Annotated in this window: 17 protein-coding genes; 9 read left to right on the top strand and 8 right to left on the bottom strand. The window is 71.4% G+C overall.

Features of this window, described 5'->3' with window-relative positions; genetic code table 11:
* Positions 1–104 precede the first annotated feature (104 nt).
* Positions 105–1046 carry a PfkB family carbohydrate kinase gene (locus AQI94_RS15535; protein WP_078902564.1) on the top strand — a complete coding sequence of 314 codons (942 nt, stop codon included), beginning with the start codon at positions 105–107 and terminating at the stop codon, positions 1044–1046.
* On the opposite strand, the gene AQI94_RS15530 is transcribed toward AQI94_RS15535, so the two are convergent.
* Positions 1043–2536 carry a M1 family metallopeptidase gene (locus tag AQI94_RS15530; protein ID WP_031036745.1) on the bottom strand — a complete coding sequence of 498 codons (1494 nt, stop codon included), beginning with the start codon at positions 2534–2536 and terminating at the stop codon, positions 1043–1045. The genes AQI94_RS15535 and AQI94_RS15530 overlap by 4 nt on opposite strands.
* 161 nt (positions 2537–2697) lie before the next feature.
* Between AQI94_RS15530 and AQI94_RS15525 the strand changes: the two genes are divergently transcribed.
* The 4 genes from AQI94_RS15525 to abc-f all read left to right on the top strand — a co-directional run bounded on the left by AQI94_RS15525 (position 2698) and on the right by abc-f (position 9496).
* Entirely contained in the window at positions 2698–4686 is a 1989-nt protein-coding gene (locus AQI94_RS15525; RefSeq protein ID WP_031036742.1) for a Xaa-Pro dipeptidyl-peptidase, read from the top strand.
* 187 nt (positions 4687–4873) lie between these two features.
* Positions 4874–6577 (top strand): BCCT family transporter, encoded by a 1704-nt coding sequence (locus tag AQI94_RS15520; protein WP_031036740.1) that lies wholly within the window; start codon positions 4874–4876, stop codon positions 6575–6577.
* Positions 6578–6775: 198 nt separating this feature from the next.
* Positions 6776–7804, top strand: a complete 1029-nt coding sequence (locus tag AQI94_RS15515; protein WP_031036737.1) for a hypothetical protein — start codon at positions 6776–6778, stop codon at positions 7802–7804.
* Positions 7805–7852: 48 nt separating this feature from the next.
* Positions 7853–9496, top strand: coding sequence for a ribosomal protection-like ABC-F family protein (gene abc-f, locus AQI94_RS15510; RefSeq protein WP_031036735.1), 1644 nt, complete (start codon positions 7853–7855; stop codon positions 9494–9496).
* Between the two features lie 56 nt (positions 9497–9552).
* Here the strand turns inward: abc-f and AQI94_RS15505 are convergent, their stop codons facing one another.
* The 3 genes from AQI94_RS15505 to AQI94_RS15500 form a co-directional block, all read right to left on the bottom strand.
* Positions 9553–11910, bottom strand: a complete 2358-nt coding sequence (locus AQI94_RS15505; RefSeq protein ID WP_031036733.1) for a Tex family protein — start codon at positions 11908–11910, stop codon at positions 9553–9555.
* Positions 11911–12004: 94 nt separating this feature from the next.
* Positions 12005–12136 carry an LPFR motif small protein gene (locus AQI94_RS46230; RefSeq protein WP_256122763.1) on the bottom strand — a complete coding sequence of 44 codons (132 nt, stop codon included), beginning with the start codon at positions 12134–12136 and terminating at the stop codon, positions 12005–12007.
* A gap of 92 nt (positions 12137–12228) precedes the next feature.
* On the bottom strand, positions 12229–13098 hold the full coding sequence (locus AQI94_RS15500) for an SCO6745 family protein (protein WP_031036730.1): 870 nt from the start codon (positions 13096–13098) through the stop codon (positions 12229–12231).
* 113 nt (positions 13099–13211) lie between these two features.
* Here AQI94_RS15500 and AQI94_RS15495 point away from each other — a divergent pair, with 113 nt between their 5' ends.
* Positions 13212–14171, top strand: coding sequence for a GlxA family transcriptional regulator (locus tag AQI94_RS15495; protein ID WP_031036729.1), 960 nt, complete (start codon positions 13212–13214; stop codon positions 14169–14171).
* An 11-nt stretch (positions 14172–14182) separates the two neighbouring features.
* Positions 14183–14818 (top strand): DJ-1/PfpI family protein, encoded by a 636-nt coding sequence (locus AQI94_RS15490; RefSeq protein WP_031036726.1) that lies wholly within the window; start codon positions 14183–14185, stop codon positions 14816–14818.
* On the opposite strand, the gene AQI94_RS15485 is transcribed toward AQI94_RS15490, so the two are convergent.
* The gene (locus AQI94_RS15485) at positions 14805–15563 is read right to left on the bottom strand and encodes an enoyl-CoA hydratase/isomerase family protein (RefSeq protein WP_031036723.1); all 759 of its coding nucleotides are present in this window, start codon (positions 15561–15563) and stop codon (positions 14805–14807) included. The two genes, AQI94_RS15490 and AQI94_RS15485, sit on opposite strands and share 14 nt — an antisense overlap.
* A 69-nt stretch (positions 15564–15632) precedes the next feature.
* Here AQI94_RS15485 and AQI94_RS15480 point away from each other — a divergent pair, with 69 nt between their 5' ends.
* Together AQI94_RS15480 and AQI94_RS15475 are read left to right on the top strand one after the other, a co-directional pair.
* On the top strand, positions 15633–16238 hold the full coding sequence (locus tag AQI94_RS15480; RefSeq protein WP_031036721.1) for an HdeD family acid-resistance protein: 606 nt from the start codon (positions 15633–15635) through the stop codon (positions 16236–16238).
* A gap of 126 nt (positions 16239–16364) precedes the next feature.
* Positions 16365–16889, top strand: coding sequence for an ATP-binding protein (locus AQI94_RS15475; protein ID WP_037940976.1), 525 nt, complete (start codon positions 16365–16367; stop codon positions 16887–16889).
* A gap of 15 nt (positions 16890–16904) precedes the next feature.
* Here AQI94_RS15475 and idi read toward each other — a convergent pair whose 3' ends face one another.
* From idi to galE, 3 genes are all read right to left on the bottom strand, one after another.
* Positions 16905–17498: an isopentenyl-diphosphate Delta-isomerase gene (idi, locus tag AQI94_RS15470; protein ID WP_031036715.1), complete on the bottom strand. Its 594-nt coding sequence runs from the start codon at positions 17496–17498 to the stop codon at positions 16905–16907.
* Positions 17499–17703: 205 nt separating this feature from the next.
* Positions 17704–18639 (bottom strand): cation diffusion facilitator family transporter, encoded by a 936-nt coding sequence (locus AQI94_RS15465; RefSeq protein ID WP_031036712.1) that lies wholly within the window; start codon positions 18637–18639, stop codon positions 17704–17706.
* A 142-nt stretch (positions 18640–18781) separates the two neighbouring features.
* On the bottom strand, positions 18782–19750 hold the full coding sequence (gene galE, locus AQI94_RS15460; protein ID WP_031036708.1) for a UDP-glucose 4-epimerase GalE: 969 nt from the start codon (positions 19748–19750) through the stop codon (positions 18782–18784).
* Positions 19751–20000 lie beyond the last annotated feature (250 nt).

The following is a 20000-nucleotide window of genomic DNA, read 5'->3' as shown; positions in this document are numbered from 1 at the left end:
TACGACATCGTGCCGACAGGCGGCGAGGGGCGCGGGGAACTGCGCGGCCGCCCACTGCCGGCCGGCGGAAAGCGGTCCTGTCCACGACCGGGGAGAGGACTGACGTGAGCCGGGACATCGACGTGCTCGTGCTGGGCGGGGCCGGGGTGGACACCATCGTGTACGTCCCCGAGCTGCCCCTGCCCTACGCCGACAGCTACATGATCGACTCCGGCATCCGCACCCGCGCCGGACAGACCGGGGACTTCGTCGCCGTAGGACTGAGCGCCCTCGGAATGAACACCCACCACCTCGACCTCCTCGGCGCCGACCCCGAGGGCGAGCTGGTCCGCGCCCTGCACCGCGACCGCGGCATCGCGCTCACCGCCGTACCCCAGCCCGCCGGCACCAAGCGGGCGGTCAATCTCGTCGGCCCGGACGGCAGGCGCCTGTCCCTGTACGACACCAGCCGGGCCCACGCCGACGACCGCATCCCGCCGGACACCCTGCGGCCCCTGGCCGAGGCGAGCCGCCATGTGCACGTCTCGATCACCCACCCCTGCGCCCACGCCCTGCCGCTCCTCCGGGAGACCGGCGCCGGCCTCTCCACCGACCTGCACGACTGGGACGGCGAGAACCCGTACCACGAGCCGTTCGCCCTCGCCGCCGACGTGGTCTTCCTGTCCGCCGCCGCCCTCACCGACCCCGAGCGCACCCTGCGCGACATCGCCGGCCGGGGCCGTGCCGAGGTGGTCGTCGCCACCGCCGGCGCCGAGGGCGCGTACCTCCTTGCCGACGACCGGCTCACCCACATCCCACCGGTCACCCCACCCGCCCCCGTGATCGACTCCAACGGAGCCGGTGACGCCTTCGCCGCCGCCTTCCTCTTCGGCCGGCTGACCGGCGAGCCCCCGCACCGGTGCGCCCTGTACGGCGCGGTGGCCGGAGCCCACGCCTGCACCGTGCCGTCGACCGAGACGGACGCGATCACCCGCGACGCCCTCCTCGCCCGCGTGGCCGACGAGCGTCGAAGAACAGGCCGCCCCGGTCCGCCCACCGTGCCCTAGCCGGCGTGCACGTCGTTCGTCGCGGCGATCCCCTTCCACGACTTCGGTCGCGCGGGCGCCTGCGTGCCCCGTGCGATCGCCGCACCCCGCGCCGCGGGTGCCCCCGGCTTCGACGGCTGGAACAGCCAGGTGTCGAACAGCCCGGCCAGTGGCTGCCCCGACACCTCCTCGGCGTACCTCTGGAAATCGGCGACGGAGGCGTTGCCGTACGCGTGCTTCTGCGGCCAGCCCTTCAGCACCACGAAGAACGCCTCGTCACCGATCTCGTTCCGCAACGCCTGCAGGGCCAGCGCGCCCCGGTCGTAGACGGCGATGTCGAACTGGTTCTCCGGGCCGGGGTCACCCGGCCTGACCGTCCAGAACGTGTCGTCGGCCGGATGCGAGGCGTACACGTAGTCGGCGAGCTCCTGCGCGGTCCCCTCGTCCTCGTGCTCGGACCACAGCCACTGCGCGTACCGCGCGAAGCCCTCGTTGATCCAGATGTCCTTCCAGCCGCGCACGGACACCAGGTCGCCGTACCACTGGTGGGCCAACTCGTGCACCACCACGGAGGTGTTGGAGCCGTTCGCGAACTGGCGCGGGCTGTAGAAGGGCCGCGTCTGCGTCTCCAGCGCGTACCCGGTGTCGGTGTTCGGCACATAGCCGCCGAGCGCGTCGAAGGGATACGGCCCGAACCAGCCGCTCAGCCAGTCGGCGATCTCCCCGGTCCGCTCGACGCTGGCCCGCGCCGCGCCGTAGTTGGCGCCGAGGTCCTTGCTGTAGGCGTTGACGACCGGAATCCCGCCGTCGGTCGTCCCGGTCGTGAGGTCGAACCTCCCGACGGCCAGGGTCGCGAGATACGTGGCCTGCGGCTTGTCGGAGCGCCAGTTCCAGCGGGTCCAGCCCAGGCGGGAACTCGTCGACTGGAGTGTGCCGTTGGAGATGGCCTGGCTGCCGTCCGGCACCAGGACCGAGACGTCGTAGGTGGCCTTGTCGAGCGGGTGGTCGTTGCTCGGGAACCACCACCAGGCCGCCTCGGGCTCGTTCGCCCCGACCCCGCCGTCCGGAGTGCGGTGCCAGCTCGTGAAGCCGTACGCCTGCTTCGACGAGGGCACTCCGCTGTAGCGGACCACCACCGTGACCGAAGTGCCCTTCGCCAGCGGCGACTTCGGCGTGATCTCCAGTTCGTGCTCGCCCGAGGTGGTGAACGACGCCTTCGCGCCGTTGACCCGCACTTCGCTCACGTCGAGGAGAAAGTCCAGATCGAAGCGGGACAGATCCTGTGTGGTGCGCGCCAGGAGAGTGGCGGTTCCCTCCAGCTCGTCCGTGGCCGGCTGGTACTTCAGCCGCAGGTCGTAGTGGGAGACGTCGTATCCGCCGTTGCCGTAGTCCGGGTAGTAGGGGTCGCCGATGCCCGGAGCGCCGGGGGAGAAGCTTGCCGCCGACGCCGGGATCGCCAGCATCAGGGAGGCCGCCGTGAGGGCGCCCGGTGCGATGAGTCTGCGGTGCACGAAAGCTCCAAGTCGTAGGGGCGCGAAGTCTGTTCGCAGCCTATTCACCACCTGTGAGCTGGATGTGTCCACGGCCACCCCTGTCACACGATCGCCATTCGGCCGTCACGGACTCAAGGGGCCCTCTTTTGTACGGGAGTTGACCGCAGTACCGTCCGCGCATGTCGATACGCACGCGCTTCACGACCTGGAGACCGTTCGCGACCGCCGCCGCGGCCACCGCCGCCCTGCTGGCGACCTTCCTCGCGCCCGCGACCGCACAGGCACAGGCACAGGCACAGGCCTGGTCAGCTCCGCGGGAGAGCCGACCGATCTACTCGTACGACAACGCCGTCCGCGAGGCCGTCTGGGTGGACACCCGGCTCGACGGCGACGGTGACGGAAAGTCAGACCGCGTCGCCGTCGACATCGTCCGGCCCCGCGAAGCGGCCCAGCGGGGCCGCAAGGTCCCGGTCATCATGGACGCCAGCCCCTACTACTCCTGCTGCGGACGCGGCAACGAGAGCCAGCTGAAGACCTACGACGCCCAGGGCCGCGTCGTCCAGATGCCGCTCTTCTACGACAACTACTTCGTGCCCCGCGGCTACGCCTTCGTCGGGGTCGACCTCGCCGGCACCAACCGCTCCGACGGCTGCGTGGACGTCGGCGGCCGCTCCGACATCCAGTCCGCGAAGGCGGTGGTCGACTGGCTGAACGGCCGGGCCACGGCCTACACGAGCCGCACCGGAACCGAGAAGAGCCGGGCCGGCTGGACCAACGGCAGAACCGGCATGATCGGCAAGAGCTGGGACGGCACCATCGCCAACGGCGTCGCCGCCACCGGCGTCAAGGGACTGAAGACCATCGTCCCGATCAGCGCCATCTCCACCTGGTACGACTACTACTTCTCCAAGGGCGCCCCGCTCTACGACTCCGGCCCCGACTGGCTCTCCGACTACGTCGACAGCCCCGACGCCCGCGCCAAGTGCGCCGCCGTCCAGCGGAAGCTCGTCGACCAGGCGCCCCGCACCGGCGACCGGACCCCGCTGTGGACCGAGCGTGACTACGTGAAGGACGCGAGCAAGGTCAAGGCCAGCGTCTTCCTCGTCCACGGCATGCAGGACCTCAACGTCCGTCTCCAGCACGTCGGTCCGTGGTGGGACGCCCTCGCGAGGAACGGCGTCGAGCGCAAGATCTGGCTCTCCCAGACCGGCCACGTCGACCCGTTCGACTTCCGGCGCGCGGAGTGGGTCGACACCCTGCACCGCTGGTTCGACCACGAACTCCTCGGCTACGACAACGGCATCGACCGCGAGCCCATGGCCGACATCGAACGCCACCCCGACCAGTGGGCCACCTCGAAGTCCTGGCCCCCGCGCGGCACTTCGGCGGCCACGCTGCGCCCCGCGCAGGGCTCCCAGCCGGGCGTGGGCACCCTCGGCCTGACCAAGGCCAAGGGCACCGAGACCTTCACCGACGACCCGGCGCTCAGCGAGACCGACTGGGCCGCCCGTATCGACACGCCGACCCCCGACAAGGCGGGCTTCACCACCGGCACCCTCACCAAGGACCTCCGCCTGTCCGGCTCCTCCACGGTCACCGTGACGGCGAGCCCGACCACCGGCACGGCCCACCTCTCCGCCGTACTCGTGGACCTCGGCCCCGACACCATCCGCGACTACGCGGCCGGTGGCGAGGGCATCGCCACGCTCACGAACCGCACCTGCTGGGGCGCCGGCACCACCGGGGACAGCGGCTGCTTCAAGGAGACGCAGGCCAGGACCGCAGCGGTCGACCTCACGGTCGTCAGCCGCGGCTGGGCGGACCTCGGCAACTACGCCGACGCCGGGAAGGGCGTCCCGCTCACCCCGGGCAAGGCCTACACCATCACCCTCGACCTCGGCGCCACGGACCACGTGGTCCCGGCGGGCCACCGCCTCGCCCTGATCGTCGCGGGCACCGACAGGGACCTCATCGACCCCCCGTCCACCAGGCCCACCCTGACGATCGACCTGGCCCGCACCTCGGCCCGCGTCCCGCTCGTCGGCGGCGCCGCCGCCTTCGCGCACGCGACGAAGGGCGCCGGGACCGCCGTACCCCATCGGGCGGCGGAACTCGACGGCGTCCAGGCACCGCGCACCGCGCACCGCGTCCCGGAGGCAGCACGATGATCCGAGCCGTCACCGCGAGCGTGGCGGCCCTGGTCTCCGCTGCTCGACGCACGCGCCCCCTGCCGTCTGACGGTCGTGGAGCCCGACACCGGCTGTTGAAGCGGTTCTAATCTGCGGTACCTGTGGTAGGTCCTGGGGAACTGTGTGAAAACCGGCGTATCCACCGCCCCAGGGGAAGGTGCCGCAGATGACTGAAGAGCTGAAGCAGAGAGGTGGCCGGGAAGACCCCGCCGCGGGGATTCCCGGCCACCGGACCGACCGGGTGGTGTTCGGCGTCACCGCCGCCATCACCCTGGCCTTCGTGATCTGGGGCTGGGCGGCGACGGACTCGCTGGAGGACGTCTCCACCAGCATGCTCGGCGGGCTGATCCACAACGGCGGCTGGGCCTTCATGCTGGCCGCATCGTGTTTCGTGGTGTTCGCCCTCTGGCTCGCGATGAGCCGATACGGCCGCATCCACCTCGGCGCCGAGGGCGAGGAACCCGAGTTCAAGACCGTTTCCTGGGTCGCGATGATGTTCAGCGCCGGCATGGGCATCGGCCTGATGTTCTACGGCGTCAGCGAGCCCCTCTCGCACTACACGACCCCGCCCCCGGGCACCGATCCCGCCAACTCCGGTGAACGCATGGAGACGGCGATGGCCACCACCCTCTTCCACTGGACCCTGCACCCCTGGGCGATCTACGCGGTGGTCGGCCTGGGCATCGCCTACAGCACCTTCCGTAAGCGCCGGCGCCAGACCATCAGCGCCGTGTTCACCCCGCTCATCGGGGAGAAGCACGCGAACGGCACCGCGGGCCGCGTGATCGACATCCTCGCGATCATCGCCACCGTCTTCGGCTCCGCGGCCTCCCTCGGCCTCGGCGCCCTCCAGATCGGCTCCGGCTTCCAGGAACTGAACTGGATGGACGACGTCAGCACCGGACTGCTGGTCACGATCATCGCCGTGCTGACCCTGGCCTTCGTGCTCTCGGCCGTCTCCGGCATCGAACGCGGCATCCAGTGGCTGTCCAACACCAACATGGTGCTCGCCCTGATCCTCGCCGTGTTCGTGTTCATCGCCGGCCCCACGATCATCGTGCTCGACCTGCTGCCCACCTCGGTCTTCTCCTACCTCGGCGACCTGCCCCAGCTCGCGGGGCGCACCGAGGCCAGCGGCGGCAAGGGCGTCGCGGACTGGCTCGGCAGCTGGACCGTCTTCTACTGGGCCTGGTGGATCTCCTGGACGCCCTTCGTCGGCATGTTCATCGCCCGCATCAGCCGCGGCCGCACCATCCGGCAGTTCGTCGGCGGCGTCATCCTGGTGCCCAGCACGGTCAGCCTCGTCTGGTTCGCGATCTTCGGCGGTACGGCCATGAAGCTGAAGGAGGGCGGCGCGCTCGCCGGCGAGTCGACCCCGGAGGGCCAGCTCTTCGGCGTGCTCCAGGAGTTCCCCCTCGCCACCGCCACCAGCCTGCTCGTGATGATCCTGGTCGGCATCTTCTTCGTCTCGGGAGCCGACGCCGCGTCCATCGTGATGGGCACGCTCTCCCAGAAGGGCGCCCTCGAACCCGGCCGTTTCGTCGTCGTGTTCTGGGGTGTGGTGACCGGAGCGGTCGCCGCCATCATGCTGCTCGTCGGCAGCGGCCAGGGCGACGCGCTCACCGGACTGCAGAACCTCACGATCCTGGCCGCCGCGCCCTTCGTCCTCGTGATGATCGGCATGTGTGTCGCCCTCATGCGCGACCTGCGCCGGGACCCGGTGATCGTGCGCGGCGAGATGGGCTCCGAGGCCGTCGAACTCGCCGTGATCGAGGGCCACCGGAAGTACGACGGCGACTTCGGGATCCAGATCGGTCCGGGCCCCGGCACCGAGACGGAGGGCGACCCGCTGGGCCACGACCACAGCTGAGCACGGCGCACGTCGGGACGACGAGGTCACACCCTCTCCGACCGGTCCTCCTTCGACCATGCGTACGCCGCCGGCGCCGGGCCGCGCCGCCAACTCCTCGTGCCCTTTGGGGCACTTGTCGAGCGAGCGCGCCGCCCGGCGTGAGCGGAATGACGCATGCCGTGCTCAGACCGGCCCAAAGCCGGGAATACTCACATCATGTCTGCCGCATACGCGACCTTCGGCCTGGCACCGGCGATGCGTGCCGGTGAAGTCCTCGCCAACGGTGACGTCCAGGTGCACCGGGACTTCCTGGACTTCATCGTCGACGGCCGGCCGCTCCTCTTCCAGCTCTCCGACCTCGACGCCGTCTCCCCCCTCGCCTCCGACGTCCCGCCCGCGATCTTCACCGCCCAGGTCCGCAGTCTCCTGGGCGAGACGGAGGCCCCGCTTCCGAACGGCCGTCATGTCATCTACGGCTGCCCCGAGTGCGAGGACCTCGGCTGCGGTGCCGTCACCGCGGTCATCGAGCGGGACGGCGACGACGTCATCTGGCGGGACTTCGCCTGGCAGACCGAGGAGGCCGTGGACCTCCAGCTCAACGGCTACCACGGCATAGGGCCGTTCCGCTTCCAGGGCGCCGAGTACCGCGCGGCGCTCGACTCCCTGCTCCGGGGCGCCGGAGAGCCCGAGGGCCCCCGCCGCCGCGTCCTGCTCATCGGCGCCCGCGTCGCCGTCCTCGCCAGACTCGCCGCCGCCCTGCGCATCATCGGCATCGGCGCCGACATCACCCGCGAGGTCGGCGAGGTCCATGCCGACGAACTGCGCGGCTACGGCGCCGTGGCCTTCGGCCGCGCGGTCACCGAGGAGGAACGTGCCGCCGTCCGCCGCTCCTTCGCACGCGCGGGCGTGGACGTGGCCTACGTCGACGGCCTCGCCCCGATCGTCCCGCTGCTCGTGGCCCAGATAGAGCACGCCCTGGACCGCCGCCCGGTCGAACAGCGCCGGCTGACCCGTCTGGTGGCCGCCGACGGCGAGGCCGGCGTCGAGGTCACCTCGCCGTGCCGGGTGCGCCTGACGGCGTACCGTCTCGACCGGCTGTACCGCACCCACGCCCAGGAGGTCTTCGACGGCGTCCTGGAAACGGGCCGGCACTGCATCGCGCTGGACGCCAAGGCGGTGCGGGGCGAGTCGTTCGTGGTGGCGCGGACCTCGGGAAGCGTCCTGGTGGAGGCGATGGCCCGCTGAGAACCGGGACGCCGGGCACCCACCACGGCCATTAGGATCGACGGTCTGATGACTGCCACCCTCGTCGCCAAGAACCTCGCCGCCGGCCACGGCGACCGTTCCCTGTTCAGCGGGCTCGACCTCGTCGTCGCGCCCGGAGATGTGATCGGCCTGGTCGGGGCCAACGGCGCGGGCAAGTCCACGCTGCTCAGGATGCTCGCGGGTCTGCTCGCCCCGGAGGAGGGGGAGCTCAGGCTCTCCCCGCCCACGGCCACCGTCGGGCACCTGCCGCAGGAGCCGGAGCGGCGCCCGGGGGAGACCGTGCGCGCGTTCCTCGCCCGCCGCACCGGAGTCGCCGAGGCCCAACGGGTGATGGACGAGGCGACCCAGGCCCTGGTCGACGGGGCCCCGGGCGCCGACGACGCGTACGCCACCAGCCTGGAGCGCTGGCTGGACCTCGGCGGCGCCGACCTCGACGAACGCGCCGAGGAGGTCACCGAATCGCTGGGCCTCGCGGTCGACCTGGACCAGCCGATGACCTCCCTGTCCGGCGGCCAGGCGGCCCGGGCCGGCCTCGCCTCCCTGCTGCTCTCCCGCTACGACCTCTTCCTCCTCGACGAGCCCACCAACGACCTCGACCTGGACGGCCTGGAGCGCCTGGAGCGGTTCGTGAAGGGTCTGCGCGCCGGCACCGTGGTCGTCAGCCACGACCGCGAGTTCCTCACCCGCACGGTCACCAAGGTCCTCGAACTCGACCTGGCCCAGCAGCAGATCACCCTCTACGGCGGCGGCTACGAGGCGTACCTGGAGGAGCGCGAGGTCGCCCGCCGGCACGCCCGCGACGACTACGAGGAGTACGCCGACAAGCGGTCCGCGCTCCAGGACCGGGCGCAGATGCAGCGCTCGTGGATGGACAAGGGCGTGAAGAACGCCCGCCGCAAGGCGAGCAACGACAACGACAAGATCGGCCGCAAGTTCCGCAGCGAGGCCAGCGAGAAGCAGGCCGCGAAGGCCCGCCAGACCCAGCGCATGATCGAGCGCCTCGATGTCGTCGACGAGCCGCGCAAGGAGTGGGAACTGCGCATGGAGATCGCCTCGGCCCCCCGCTCGGGCGCGGTCGTCGCGACCCTGCGGGACGCCGAGGTACGCCACGGCGACTTCGTCCTGGGCCCGGTGTCCCTCCAGATCGACTGGGCGGACCGGGTCGCGGTCACGGGTGCGAACGGGGCCGGCAAGTCCACCCTGCTCGGCGCCCTGCTGGGCCGGGTGCCCCTCACCTCCGGCCAGGCCTCCCTGGGCTCGGGTGTCCTGATCGGCGAGGTCGACCAGGCCCGCAAGCTGTTCCACGGCGAGGAGTCCCTGCTGGACGCCTTCTGCGCGGCGGTGCCCGACACCGAACCGGCGGAGGTCCGCACCCTGCTGGCCAAGTTCGGTCTGAAGTCCGACCACGTCACGCGCTCGGCGGCGACGCTCTCCCCGGGGGAGCGCACCAGGGCCGCCCTGGCCCTGCTCCAGGGCCGGGGCGTCAACCTCCTGGTCCTGGACGAGCCGACGAACCACCTGGACCTGCCGGCGATCGAACAGCTGGAATCAGCGCTGGACGCCTACCAGGGCACCCTGCTCCTGGTCACCCACGACCGCAGAATGCTGGACGCGGTGAGGGTGAACCGCCGCCTGGAGGTCTCCTCGGGCAAGGTGACGGAAGCGCCCTGAAGGGGCGCGGGGAACTGCGCGACCAGCCACAGCCGGCCCGCAGTTCCCCACCACCGCTACCGCCCCTTCTTCTTCGCGTCCAGCAGCCCGGCCTTCCGCAGAGCATCAGCCATCGCGCTGTTCCCCGGAGCGGGCGCCTGCCGCTGCTGTCGCTGCTGAGGGGGCCGCCCGCCCCGCTGCGGCTGACGGCGCTCCCCGCCGGGAGCCTTCGGCTGTGCCTCGTCGTCCAGCCGGAGCGTCAACGAGATCCGCTTGCGCGGGATGTCGACCTCCAGCACCTTCACCTTGACGATGTCACCCGGCTTGACGACGTCCCGCGGATCCTTGACGAACGTCTTCGACAGCGCGGAGACATGCGCCAGACCGTCCTGGTGGACACCGACGTCGATGAACGCCCCGAACGCCGCCACATTGGTCACGACCCCCTCCAGGACCATCCCGGAGGTCAGGTCGGAGATCTTCTCGACGCCCTCCTTGAAGGTCGCCGTCTTGAAGGCGGGCCGAGGGTCGCGCCCCGGCTTCTCCAGCTCCTTGAGGATGTCGGTCACCGTGGGCAGACCGAACGTCTCGTCCACGAAGTCCTGCGGCCGGAGCGAGCGCAGCACACCCGTGTTGCCGACGAGGGAGGCCACTTCCTGCCCCGCGGTCTTCACCATGCGCCGCACCACCGGGTACGCCTCGGGGTGGACGCTGGAGGAGTCCAGCGGATCGGAGCCACCGCGGATCCGCAGGAAGCCCGCGCACTGCTCGTACGCCTTGGGGCCCAGCCGGGCCACCTTCTTCAGCTCGGTGCGGGACTTGAAGGGGCCGTTGGCGTCCCGGTGCGACACGATGTTCTCCGCCAGCCCTGAGGTGATTCCGGAGACCCGGGCGAGCAGCGGGGCGGACGCGGTGTTGACGTCGACCCCCACGCCGTTCACACAGTCCTCCACGACCGCGTCCAGGGAGCGTGACAGCTTCACCTCGGACAGGTCGTGCTGGTACTGGCCGACGCCGATCGACTTCGGGTCGATCTTCACCAGCTCGGCCAGCGGGTCCTGGAGCCGGCGGGCGATGGAGACGGCGCCACGCAGCGACACGTCCATGTCCGGCAGCTCCTGCGAGGCGAACGCGGAGGCCGAGTACACGGACGCGCCCGCTTCGGACACCATCACCTTGGTGAGCTTCAGCTCCGGGTGCTTGGTGATCAGCTCCCCGGCGAGCTTGTCGGTCTCGCGGGACGCCGTGCCGTTGCCGATCGCGATCAGCTCGACCGCGTGCTCCTTGGCGAGGCGGGCCAGTTTGGCGATGGCCTCGTCCCACTTGTTGGCCGGGACGTGCGGGTAGATCACGTCCGTCGCGACGACCTTTCCGGTCGCGTCGACCACGGCGACCTTCACGCCCGTACGGAAGCCGGGGTCCAGGCCGAGCGTCGCGCGCGTGCCGGCCGGGGCGGCGAGCAGCAGGTCGCGGAGGTTGGCCGCGAACACATTGACCGCCTCGTCCTCGGCGGCCGTCCGCAGCCGCAGCCTGAGGTCGATGCCCAGGTGCACGAGGATGCGGGTCCGCCAGGCCCAGCGGACGGTGTCCGTCAGCCACTTGTCGCCGGGGCGACCGCGGTCGGCGATCCCGAAACGGTGGGCCACGATGCCCTCGTAGGACGAGGGTCCCTCCGTGGCCTCCTCGGGCTCCAGGACGAGGTCGAGGACCTCCTCCTTCTCGCCGCGCAGCATCGCCAGGATCCGGTGCGAGGGCAGGTTCGTGAAGGGCTCGGCGAAGTCGAAGTAGTCGGCGAACTTGGCGCCCGCCTCCTCCTTGCCGTCCCGCACCTTGGCGGCCAGACGACCGCGCACCCACATACGCTCGCGGAGCTCGCCGATCAGGTCGGCGTCCTCCGAGAAACGCTCGGTGAGGATCGCCCGGGCACCGTCCAGCGCGGCCTGCGCGTCGGGCACGCCCTTGTCGGCGTCGACGAACGCGGCGGCCGCGGCGAGCGGCGCGACCCCCGGGTCCCCGAGCAGGCCCTCGGCGAGCGGCTCAAGGCCGGCCTCGCGCGCGATCTGCGCCTTGGTGCGGCGCTTCGGCTTGAACGGCAGATAGATGTCCTCAAGGCGCGCCTTGGTCTCCGCGCCCAGGATCCGCGCCTGAAGCTCCTCGGTGAGCTTGCCCTGCTCGCGCACCGAGTCGAGGATCGCCGTCCGCCGCTCCTCCAGCTCCCGCAGATACCGCAACCGCTCCTCGAGCGTGCGCAGCTGCGCGTCGTCGAGCATCTCGGTCGCTTCCTTGCGGTAGCGGGCGATGAAGGGAACCGTGGAACCGCCGTCGAGCAGCTCCACGGCAGCCTTCACCTGCCGCTCCCGTACGCCGAGTTCCTCGGCGATCCTGCTTTCGATCGACCCTGCGCTGGTGGACCCGCTGGACCCGGGTGTCGTCACGATCCCGTACCGCCTTCTCACTGAGGTTGCGCGGCAATTGTGGCAGGCGGCACCGACAGTCGGGGCTCAGGGCGCGGTCATCAGGCCGGGGTCGTCAGGCCCTGCGGCTCCTCGTGGAGCTGGACGCACCGCCGAACAGCCGGGCGACGGCCCGGAAGGGCAGGGTCACCACGGTGGCGATGGCGCCACCGATCTGGCGCAGGACGTCTGCGATCGCGCGGAACATGTGCATCCCCTTTCCTCTCCCGGCCAGGGCGACCGGGAAAGAAACGGGTACCTCCGAGACGGCCGGGCAATCTTCGTGGCGGCCCGGAAAGATCAGCGCCTGCCGATCAGGTCCGCGGGATAGGCCCCCGCGGCGGTCGCCGCGCGCGCGAACCCCACCGCGAGCTCCGTCAGCCGTGCCACGCCCTCGGCCCCGAGGTGCTCGTACGGGGCCCGGTCCAGCCGGTCCGTCTGCGCCTCGATCTCCTCCCTCAGGGCGAGTCCCCGCTCGGTGAGTTCGTCCTCGGCGTCCAGCAGTCCGCGCCCGCGGAGCCGTCCGGCGGCCGCGTCCCACTCCGCCCGGGTCCACCCGCGCGTGGTGAACACCCAGGACGGCGTCATGCCCCGGCCCGTCGCGGTGTGGGTCACCAGAGCCTCAAGACCGTCCAGCTCCGCGGACATCAGGGCGGCGAGATGTCCGTCGCCCCGGTGCTCGCGCAGCAGCGTGGCGGCGTGCCAGAGCGCCAGGTGGGGCTCCTCGGGCACCGGCAGGTCGGCGTGCGCGGAGTACAGCGGGCGGGCGGCACGGGAACAGCCCTCGGCGGCCCGCAGGGCGAGCCGCGCGGCCTCGGCCATCCCGTCCGACGCCACGGTCTCGTCGCCGAGCAGGCGGCGCAGGGTCGCGTCGACGGCACGCGCGCGTGCCGCCAGAACCTGTTCGGGCGTGGCGGTCCGCCACACGGCGGGCACGTGCTCGGCCACCAGCTCGTGCTTGTAGTTGTAGAAAGCGGCCGTCACCGCCCCCGGGCCGACCGGCCCCAGCGCGGCGGCCCGCACCGCGAAGTTGACGGCCCTCGGGTGGGTGACACCGATCGCGGCCAGCTCCTTGCCCAGGTCGGGAGAGAAGTAGTGCGCGGCGTGCAGGGAGTTGAGGGGGTTGTGACAGCGGCGGCCGACGCGCGGTTCCAGGGCGGCAGTAGTCATGCCGAGCAGGTTACCGACCGCTTGGTATCCCCTCTACGGGGAGGTTCCCCATGGCAGGAAAGGTGGGGAACTCGTCATTGCCGCCATCGCGCCCCGGCCTGAGAATCGAGGGCATGGCGCAGCGAAACGTTCTCTTCGTCCTCTTCGACGGGGTGCAGAGCCTCGACGTCACCGGCCCGCTGGAGGTCTTCGCGGGGGCCGAGCAGCACACCCCGGGCACCTATCGCATCCGTACGGCCTCGCTGGACGGAGCCGCCGTGCGCACCTCCAGCGGCCTGACCGTCGTACCGGACGAGGCGCTCGTGCGGGCCGGCGCCCCGCACACCCTGCTCGTGCCCGGGGGCCAGGGCACCCGGCGCCCCGACGCGCTCCTGACCGACTGGCTGCGCGAGCACGGGCCCCGGGCCGAGCGCCTGGTCTCGGTGTGCACCGGCGCCATCCGGCTCGCCGAGGCGGGGCTCCTGGACGGCCGCAGGGTCACCACGCACTGGGCGTACTGCGACCGGCTCGCCCGCGACCATCCGGCCGTCGAGGTGGACCCCGACCCGATCTATGTGCGCGACGGACAGGTGTCGACGTCGGCCGGTGTCACCTCGGGCATCGACCTCGCGCTCGCCCTGGTGGAGGAGGACCTGGGCCGGGACGCGGCCCTCGCCATCGCCCGCCACCTGGTCGTCTTCCTGCGCAGGCCCGGGAACCAGGCCCAGTTCAGCGCCCAGCTCGCCGCCCAGACCGCGCAGCGCGAACCGCTGCGCGAGGTCCAGCTGTGGATCACCGAGCACCCCGCCGACGACCTGAGCGTCGAGGCCCTCGCCGCCCGGGCCCGTCTCTCGCCCCGCCACTTCGCCCGCGCCTTCCAGACCGAGACCGGCATGACGCCGGGCCGGTACGTCGACCGGGTCCGGCTCGAACACGCCCGCCGCCTCCTGGAGGACACCTCCGACGGCATCGAGGAGATCTCCCGCGCCAGCGGCTACGGCACCCCCGAGGGGATGCGCCGGGCCTTCGTCAGAACCCTCGGCACGGCTCCCTCCGAGTACCGCCGCCGCTTCCACCCGACCCCGGCCCAGTGAAAGGACCCCCTGTGCAGATCGCCGTCGTCCTCTTCGACCGCTTCACCGCCCTGGACGCCGTAGGACCGTACGAGACCCTCGGCCGCCTCCCCGACGCGGAGACCGTCTTCGTCGCCGAGCAGACCGGTCCGGTGCGCACCGACACCGGCAACCTCGCCATCACCGCCGACAGGACGCTCGCCGAGGTGCCGAGCCCCGACATCGTGATCGTGCCGGGCGGTCCCGGGCAGACCCCGCAGATGGAGAACTCGGCACTGCTCGACTGGCTGCGCGCCGCCGACGCCACCAGCACCTGGACGACGTCCGTGTGCACCGGCTCCCTGCTGCTCGCGGCCGCGGGACTGCTCCGGGGCCGCCGCGCGACCTCCCACTGGCTGGCCCTGGACTTCCTGAAGCAGTTCGGCGCCGAGCCCACGGGGGAGCGGGTCGTGTTCGACGGGAAGTACGTCACCGGCGCCGGGGTCTCCGCCGGCATCGACATGGGTCTCACGCTCCTCGGCCGGATCGCGGGCGACGAACACGCCCAGGCCGTACAGCTGTTGACCGAGTACGACCCGCAACCGCCCTACGACGCGGGCTCGCCGCAGAAGGCGCCCGCGCACCTCGTCGAGGAGTTCCGCTCCAGGAGCCGCTTCATCCTGACGTAGTCCAGGTGAAGTGCGGGGCCCTGCGCTCCAGGAAGGCGGCGACCCCCTCCGCGGTGTCGCCGCTGCCGCGCGCCTGCCCGGTCCAGTACCCGTCCCGGTCCGTGCGGCCGTTCGCGAACTCCTTCGCCGCGGCCTGGGTCAGCTGCGAACGGGACGCCAGGATCCGGGTGAACTCCCCGACACGCTTGGCCAGTTCGCCCTCCGGCAGCACCTCGTCGACCAGACCCGTCCGCAGCGCCCGCTCCGCGTCGATCAACTCGCCGGAGAACAACAGGTACTTGGCGGTGGCCGGGCCGACCAGCGACACCAGCCGCCGGGTGGAGGAGGCCGGATACACGATCCCGAGCTTCGCCGGTGTCACCCCGAACAGGGCGCCCTCCTCGGCGAACCGCAGATCGCACGCCGCCGCGAGCTGCGACCCGCCGCCCACACAGTGCCCCCGGACCGCCGCCAGCGTCGGCTTCGGAAACGCGGCGAGAGCCTCCTCGGCCCGCACCGCGAGCCCCTGGGCCTCCTCGGGCGACCGGCGCAGCGTGGAGATGTCGGCGCCCGCGCAGAACGTGCCGCCCTCCCCGGTCAGCACGAGCACCCGGACGTCCGGATCGGCGGCCAGCGTGTCCAGCAGCGGCGGCAGCGCCCGCCACATCGCGGCCGTCATGGCATTGCGCTTGGCCGGGTGGTGGACCACGACGGTAGCGATCGAGTCCGTGACGGCGTGCAGCAGCTGCGGTTCCGGGTACTCCATGGGTCGGATGCTAGCCGTACCCCCCGACCGTACGATCAAGAAGGGGCCGGCGGCGCGAGGAGGCCCTGCATGGCAGTGAACAAGGCGGAGAACCCGGAGACGGCCAAGCTGAGCCGCGATTTCGGCTGGCTGGCGGCGCTCGGTGTGATCCTGGTGATCGCCGGGCTCGTGGGGCTGATCTACACCGGGGTGGCCACGCTCACCTCGATGATCCTGTTCGGCTGGCTCCTGCTGATCGGCGGTGTGGTCGGCCTGCTGCACGCGGTCCAGGCCCGGGGTTCCAACTTCTTCTGGCTCGGTGTCGTGGTCGCCGCACTCAACATCGCGGCCGGCGTCGTCGTCATCGGGCGGCCGGAGGCGGCGGCCGCGGCCCTGACCATGTTCGCCGCGCTGCTCTTCCTGACCGGCGGGGTCTTCCGGCTGGTCGGCAGCCTGGTGGTGCGGGGACCGCAGTTCGGCTGGACCCTGGTGCAGGGCGCCTTCGGTCTGCTGCTGGGCATCCTGGTGCTGGCCTCCTGGCCGAGCAGCAGCAAGTACGTGATCGGCTGCTTCTTCTCGCTCGGCCTGCTCTTCGACGGACTCGGCCTCATCGCCACCGGCTTCGGCGGGCGCAAGATCGTCGGAATGGTCACCGAGCAGCACGAGGCAGCCGCAAAAACGACGCAACCCGAATAGTTCCGCGCGGAGTCGGTCAGGGGCACTCGATATGCGCTGACTTCTGTTCAGGTATCCGGAGCGGGGCGACGCGCTGCCAACACTCGACATGTGGTGACAATCGAGCGCAAGGGTGGCGACCGAAGAATGGACGACCATGGGCGCGGGTCAGGCCCTCGCCCGACGGACAGCGGAGAAGACCCCCTCGAACCGGACGCCCTCGACCGGGGCACACCGGACCCGCTGCCGTACGAGGGTGTGTGGCGGTTCACCGCCCCCGCCGTCGACGCGTCGGTCCCGCAGGCGCGACACGCCGTGCGGGACCTGCTGTACCGCCAGGGAGTACCCGTCTCGGACGACCTCGTCCAAGGTCTCCTGCTGATCGTGTCCGAGCTCGTCACGAACGCCGTCCGGCACGCGGCGCTGCTCTCACCGATGCTCGCCGTGGAGGTGGCCGTGGGCGCGGAGTGGGTGCGGGTGTCCGTGGAGGACAACCACCCCTACCGGCCGACCGCCCTGGAGACCGACCACAGCGGCGAGGGCGGCCGGGGACTGCTCCTGGTCCGCGAGGTCACCCGGGAGGCGGGCGGGGTCTGCGACGTCGAGCACACCTCGAGCGGGGGCAAGGTGATCTGGGCCGCCCTGCCGCTCAAGGCCGTGCGCGTGCCCTGAGGGCCGACGGGCCTCTCACCAGCCGGCTGACGGGCCCGTCAGCTCCCTGACCGCGGGACGGGCCGCGTCCAGCACCGTCATGAACCACGCGGAGAAAGTGTCCTTCGCGTGCCGCTCCGCCAGCTCGGCCGGGGTCACGAAGGCGGTCGTGGCGACCTCCTCCGGGTCCGGGCCGAGCGGGGACTGCACCATGCCGACGAACAGGTGGTTGTACTCCTGCTCGACCAGGCCCGAGTCCGGGTCCGGGTGGTTGTAGCGGACCGTGCCGGCCTCGGCGAGCAGCGACGGGGAGACCCCCAGCTCCTCGTACGTCCGCCGGGCCGCCGCCGCGAAGGGCGCCTCGCCCGGGTAGGGGTGGCCGCAGCAGGTGTTGGACCACACGCCGGGGGAGTGGTACTTGCCCAGCGCGCGCTGCTGGAGGAGCAGCCGGCCCCGCTCGTCGAAGAGGAACACCGAGAAGGCGCGGTGCAGCTGTCCGGGCGGCTGATGGGCGGCGAGCTTCTCCGCGGTGCCGATCGTCACACCGTGCTCGTCGACCAGTTCCAGCAGGATCGCGTTCGCGGCGCCGTTCGACGGAGTGTGCGTCGTGGTGGCAGGTGTGGTCGGCATACCCATCCTTCACATCGGTCTTCGCGCCCCAAGTGTGCCGCACGGATCGGGCACTCCCGGCAGTTGATCGTGCCCGGCGCGGCGGCCGGGGAACCGCTCGGGGCGGGGTTGTGGGGTGGAGGACGCGAAGGTGTGCCGGATCGCTGCATTCCGCCAGAACGGGCGTTTCATGCACCGTACACGTGTGTCAGTGGGGCGGAAGTGATCAGTGGCACAGATGTGCCTCGTGCTCCGCGTGCCCGACCGGCTCCAGCTGGAACGTGCAGTGCTCCACGTCGAAATGGTCGCCGAGGCAGTTCTGGAGTTCGTGCAGCATCTTCTCGTGGCCGATCGCGCTGAGCACATCGGACCGCACCACCACGTGCGCGGACAGCACCGGCATCCCCGAGGTGATCGTCCAGGCGTGCAGGTCGTGCACGTCCTCCACGCCGTCGAGCTCCAGGATGTGGGTCCGCAACTCGGTCATGTCGACGTCCTTGGGCGCCGCCTCCAGCAGGACGTCGAGGGTCTCGCGCAGCAGCTTGAAGGTGCGCGGCACGATCATCAGGCCGATGAGGAGCGAGGCGATCGGGTCGGCGGCCTGCCAGCCCGTGGTCAGGATCACCGCGGCCGAGACGATCACCGCGAACGAGCCCAGCGCGTCCGCCGCGACCTCCAGGAACGCCCCGCGCACGTTCAGGCTCTCCTTCTGGCCGCGCATCAGCAGGGTCAGCGAGATCATGTTCGCGACCAGGCCGATCGCACCGAACACGATGGTCAGCCCGCCCTCGGTGTCGGCCGGCGTGACGAACCGCTGGATCGCCTCGTACAGGACGTAGCCGCCGACACCGAGCAGCAGCAGACAGTTGGCGAGGGCGGCGAGGATCTCCGCGCGGGCGTACCCGAAGGTGCGGTTGCCGGTCGGCGGGCGGTTCGCGAAGTGGATCGCGAGGAGGGCCATGCCGAGGCCCAGCGCGTCCGTCGCCATGTGCGCCGCGTCCGCGACCAGGGCGAGGGAGTCCGCGACGATGCCGCCGACGATCTCGACCAGCATGACGGTGAGCGTGATCGACAACGCCACCCGCAGCCTGCCGACGTACGCCGCGGTCGCGGTACCGCCGGCCGGCGCATGCGAGTGCCCGTGATCGTGCCCTGCCCCCATGGAAGCCGCCTCCTACGTGTCGGTCCGGACAGCCCGCCCGGGATCACAGTGAACTACGGGCGGGGGGTATCGGGCAACGCGGCACTGAACACCGTTGTCATGTGCCCTGACCTGCGGAAACGAACCGCAGGTCAGGGCAGCCTCAGTGGTGGTGCAGCTGCCAGCCGCGCCAGGCGGACTCGATCATCTCGCGCACCCCGCGCCGCGCGCTCCAGCCGAGCGTCTCGGCGGCCCGGGCTGCCGAGGCCACCGACACGGGCGCGTCCCCCGGGCGCCGGGGCTCCACGACCGCGGGCCGTCGGTCCCCGGTCACCTCGCCGATCACCGTGACCATCTCGCGTACGGAGACGCCCTCGCCGCGACCGATGTTGACCGTCAGGTCACCGCCCTGTCCGCCCTCGGACAGCCGCCGGGCCGCCGCGAGGTGCGCCTCGGCCAGGTCGGACACATGGATGTAGTCACGCACGCAGGTGCCGTCCGGCGTCGGGTAGTCGTCGCCGAAGATCCGCGGGGCCTCGTCACGGGTGAGGCGGTCGAAGACCATGGGCACGATGTTGAAGACACCGGTGTCCGCGAGCTCCGGCGCCGCGGCCCCGGCGACGTTGAAATAGCGCAGGCAGACGGTGGAGATCCCGTGTGCCTGTCCGGCCGCCCGCACCAGCCACTCCCCGGCGAGCTTCGTCTCGCCGTAGGGGTTCACGGGAGCGCACGGCGTCCGCTCCGTGATCAGTTCCACATCGGGGTTGCCGTAGACGGCCGCCGAGGAGGAGAAGAGGAAGCGCTCGATCCCGGCCTCCGCGACCGCCTCCAGGAGGGTCGCGAGCCCCCCGACGTTCTCCTGGTAGTAGCGGGTCGGCTGCGCCACCGACTCGGCGACCTGCTTGCGCGCCGCGAGATGCACCACACCCGTCACCGCGTGCTCGGCCAGCACCCGCTTCAGCAGGCCCCCGTCCAGCGAGGAGCCCCGGACCAGGGGCACGTCGGCGGGAAGCCGCGCGGGCACCCCGGCGGAGAGGTCGTCCAGCACCAGCGCCCGTTCCCCGGCGCCCGTCATGGCCCGCGCCACATGCGCCCCTATGTACCCGGCACCGCCGGTGATCAGCCACGTCATGGTCGACCACCCTATGCCGAGACTCCCGGACGCTCACGATGTCCTGGATGTCCGCTCTGTGGGGCGCGGTTTGTGGGCGGGGGCCCGGATCACCGATGATGATCGCGGCAAAGGCCGGGGGAGACGCTGTTGATCGGTCCGTTAACGGGCGGTGAACGCCGCCTTCTTGGCATCCGATAGCCTCTGCCGACATGCCGCCCGCCTGGTCCAGCCAAGGGGCGCCCCCATCGTGCACATGACCGGCGCCCGC

This window comes from Streptomyces pseudovenezuelae, assembly GCF_001513955.1.
Lineage (GTDB): Bacteria > Actinomycetota > Actinomycetes > Streptomycetales > Streptomycetaceae > Streptomyces > Streptomyces pseudovenezuelae.
Note: the sequence above shows the minus strand (reverse complement) of the source record. Positions and strands in the feature narration are given on the sequence as shown.